The following is a 4357-nucleotide window of genomic DNA, read 5'->3' on the forward strand; positions in this document are numbered from 1 at the left end:
CAGCGAAGGCGGCAGGGTGAAGTCCACTTTGTAGGGGTTCACCCGGGTGGTGGTGGCCCACTGGCCCGCTGCGTTGGGGGGCTTGATGTAGACATTGGCGGAGGTGGTGCCGTTGTTCTGGGCCAGGTTTCGGCCGAAGACGGAGAGGGTGGCTGCTTGGGGTGCCTTGTCGGGCCCCAGCCACCAGGCGTCGGTTTTGTTGAGGGCGATGGGGCTGCCATAGCCACTTTCATTGCCCGGCCAGATCAGGTACATGCTCCAGGGGGGAAGGTTTTTGGGCAGGGTGATGAGGGCTTTGTCGTCATCGATTCGCTGGATGCTGGCCTGTGTGGTGGTTCCGTTGGCGGTCATCAGGGTGAATCGGGTGTCTTTGGCGTGCTGGTCTCCCTGGTATCGGGAGAAGTTAGCGCCGGTGATGACGATGGATTCGTCGGGAGCTGCGGTTCGGGTCCACTCGGCGCAGGCGGGTGCGTTGGGGTTGGGCGAGCCGCTGAAGTTGCTGGAGAAGGCCTCCCCTGGAGCCGCAGGGGCGGGGTTGGGGGTAGTAAAATTGGAAAAGGCAGGAAGAGCCGGTTGACCGTTAACGTTTGTAATAAAAATATAACTTACAAGTAGAGAGATTAGTAAAAAGTAGAACTTACTTCTATCTTTTTTCTTGTAGATATCTGATTTGAAAATGTAAAGATTAAGCATCTGACTATAAGTAGCTAATAGTGTTTTTTCTATATAAAATTATAAGTAAATATAGAGTTAATTAGCTCTTTTATGCTATGCTTTTGTATGAAATAATTGAGGGCCAATAAGAAATATTGGCCCTCTTGTTTAAGCGTTTATTTGCTGGCAGGAAATTACTTTATTAAAATTAATTTTTTAGTCATAATCTTATTCCCACAAATTAATTTACACAAATACATACCGCTGGTGTATCGACTTCCGTCGAATTCATATTGGTATTTTTTACCCCCTTCCAGAATGCCAGTCTGGATTGTTTCTATTAACATACCTTTCATGTCGAGCACTTGAATCAGGCCATCTCTACTTTCAGGGAGTGTAAATTCAAGAGTTGTCTTTGTTTGAAAAGGATTAGGGTAGGCATTTAAACCATCATTGGTAAACTCTTCGAAGTTTTCATTCGCTCCCATTCGAGATCCTGACGATATATATGGGATAAGGTTTGTTCCGGGAATTGGCCGCTGTGAAGTGCCATCTGGTAACTTCCAGCCCACCTTAAAATAGTCGCCACCTGCACCCTCGATATGCAGCGCTTCAATATAATAACGTTGGCCTGCCTTGAGCTGAATTACAGTCGACTGTTGATACGGAAATTTATCATATTGGCCTTCACAGGTATAGTCGGCCCAAGCTATTTTTTGTTTATTGGCCGGATCGTCACTGGTGCTTAAGTACAGTTCTGCCTGGTCATCACCAGCGATATAGAACACGTATCCCCCATCCGTAGGAGGGCATATATACCCCCTGGCTCGGGAACTGTAATAATCAGTCAGATTTGTCGGGCTGGCAAATGAGGTCAACTGTCGCGTTTCGGTTGGGTTTGTATTGACGGGAATGTTCGAGATGGCATCCCATGGTGACCTATTTGCCCAATAAGACCAGGTGATACTACCCGTACCTGAACAGCTGGGAGCAGCCAGAGGAGAAGTGACTAACTCAAAAGGAATGAGGTGGGCGCCGTTGATTGGCCGTTGCAGCACACCATTAGGCAATTTCCAGCCTACCATTAAATAGTCACCACTTGATCCATCAGCTTGTAGTGCCTCAATGTAATAACGTTGACCTGCCCTAAGTTGAATCACTGCTGACTGCTGGTACGGAAATTTATCATACTGGCCGTTGCAGGTATAATCAGCCCAGGCTATTTTCTGCTTATTAGCTGGGTTATCATTGGTGCTTAAGTACAATTCTGCCTGGTCATCACCAGCAATATAGAATACGTAATCCCCATCTGCAGGGGGACATACATACCCTCTGGCCCTTGATCCGTACGAGTCCGCCATATTGACGGGTGACGCAAACGTAGCCAATTGTTTGCTACCATTAGCGGGTCTATCGAATGGAACATTCGCGATGCCCCCTTCTGGTAAATTCAACCAGTAATACCAGTTGATACTGCCTGTGCCCGGACAAGTAGACACTGGCGTTGCGTTGATAATAACAGTGACTTTACCTGATGTGCTGCTAAGTCCATTGTTGTCAAAAGCTTTAGCCGTCAGGTCATAGCTGCCAGCCGTACTGGTAGTCCACGCAAAGCTGTAGGGGCTATTGGTGTCCTCACCTACCTTAGTTGAGCCTGCATAGAATTCAACCTTACTGATACTGCCGTCTGTATCCGTGGCCGTAGCCGTGATGGTAATGGTCGTTGGCGCGAGCCGGACACTATTGGCTGAAGGGCTCGTCAGATTGACCGCTGGAGGAATTTGCGATGAATTGTTAGTTACGTTGAAAATGACTGTATACGCTCTGGTTTTATCCCCCGCTGTCACCGTGATCGTAGCCCTGTAAGTACCCGTCGGCAATACATTAGGATTGGCACTCAAATCGAGAGTCGTACTACCGTTTTGATCCTGAATCGTGCCACTGGTGGCCGACAAGGTTAACCAGGATACGTTACTTGAGGCAGTCCAGGCCATTGAATTAACCCCTGAATTCCATATAGTGAGTGCCGATTGGGAAATACCCGCGCCTGCTTGTCCATTCATGTCGATAACATGATAAGGGGCTTCGAGAACCAGTAGACTGCCGTTATAGGTGGTTGGGAAACCAGAAATGCTGTTCTCGCGCAAGGCTATCTTGGGTGTCATTTTAATACCATACCCTGTTGAGCCAGCTATGGTATTTTTGTAGAAAACCTGATTCTCAATTTCTTTCCCGGTTGTAGGGTAGCCATCTAAGCCTACATCGCCCCCCGTCGAAAAGCCATTGGTCACGCCCGTAATTCTGTTATACTCAAACACTAAACTATTACACACAGGTAAATTAGACGTACCTACCGAGTTAAGAATGCCCGACTGCCGGGCGGCTGTAATCTCGTTGCGCCGATAGATGGTGCCCAGTATTCCCATACCTACGGTGTTAGCGTTTGCCATACGTAAGCTGTTATTAATTCCCCATCGGCAGTTGATGAGTTTGTTGTTGGCATAAAAGCTGAAATAGTTGGGGTCCAACTGACCCGAATGCTCCAGGGCCCAGTTGGCCAGCCCATACCGCGTCTCCTGAATGGTGTTGTTGTCGGCAATAAAGTTGAACACGCCCCCAAACGGCTCAATGCCGGCCGAGGCCCTGTGAGCCACGCTCTCCACGGCCGCCTGCTTGCCATCCAACTGGTTGTTGTAGACCACCACCTGATCCAGATACCGACCAATCGAGATCCAGCTCTGGCCATCGGGGGGCACATTCCAGGCCTTCTCCAGGGTGATGCTCTCCCCGTTGTAGCCCACGATCCGGCGCGACTGGCCCAGCCCCTTGCCCTTGATAATGACCGCGTACCGCAGGTAGTCCGGGTTACTTATGTGGCCCGCCAGGCCGTTGAGGGTGGTGGTCAACGGGGTCGAAGCACTGGCCGTGCCGGTCCAGTCGGTGCTCATGCCCTCCCACAGCAACTGCTCGCCCGTGTTCTGGTCCACGCCCGTGGGGCGGGGGGCCAGGTCGCGCGTGGTGTTGCCCCCAATGTAGGTCGCGCGCATGCCGCCCCAGGCCCCATTGCCCACAAAGAAGCGGCCCTGGCCCCATCCCGCCCCATCGTTGGGGTTTTTGTTATCGAGATCTTCACAGCTCGAGTTGGTCAGACTCACCCCCAGCCCCCCCCAGGAATGCAGGGCCAGTTCGGTGTCGTTGGTCATCTTGAAGTGGCACTGATCGATGAAGAGCTGTGAGCAGTTACCCAGGAAGGTGAGCTTGCCGATGATCTCACAGTTGGTCAGGAAGACATATTTGCTCAGGTGCAGATCCAGGGGGTCGTAGCCGGGGAAGTTGAGCTTGAGGTTGGTGAGCCGGAGCTGGGTAGCGGCTCGTCCGTAGATGGGCACGCTGTAGTTTCCCCGGTAGGTGCGGTTGCCTTCCAGGGCCAGATCCCTGACCTCTAGGTTGGTTAGGTTCTGCATGTAGAGCAGGCCATAGGAGCCGCTCGAGAAGTTGGCCCCACAACGGATGAAGGTGTTTCCGGGCCCATCGCCTTTCATGCGCAGGTTATCTTTCAGGTAGAGCGTGTTGGTGACAATGTAAGTGCCCGAGGGCAGGTAGAGGGTGGCCCCGGTTGGGGTGGCTTTGATGGCATTGAGGATGGCCTGGGTGTCATCGGTGCTCCCGTCGCCCTTGGCCCCAAAGTCTTTGACATTGACCT

The 4357-nt window shown here is 51.4% G+C and carries 2 protein-coding genes; both read right to left on the bottom strand.

Annotated features, from left to right (window positions below):
* Positions 1–693, bottom strand: a 693-nt coding sequence (locus tag ACYU8Y_RS16105; protein WP_460939066.1) for a hypothetical protein, incomplete at its 3' end; no start/stop codon positions are given.
* A gap of 155 nt (positions 694–848) precedes the next feature.
* Positions 849–4357: glycosyl hydrolase family 28-related protein (locus ACYU8Y_RS16110; RefSeq protein WP_460939068.1), on the bottom strand; the 3509-nt coding region annotated here is incomplete at its 5' end.

Source organism: Spirosoma humi, assembly GCF_054776575.1.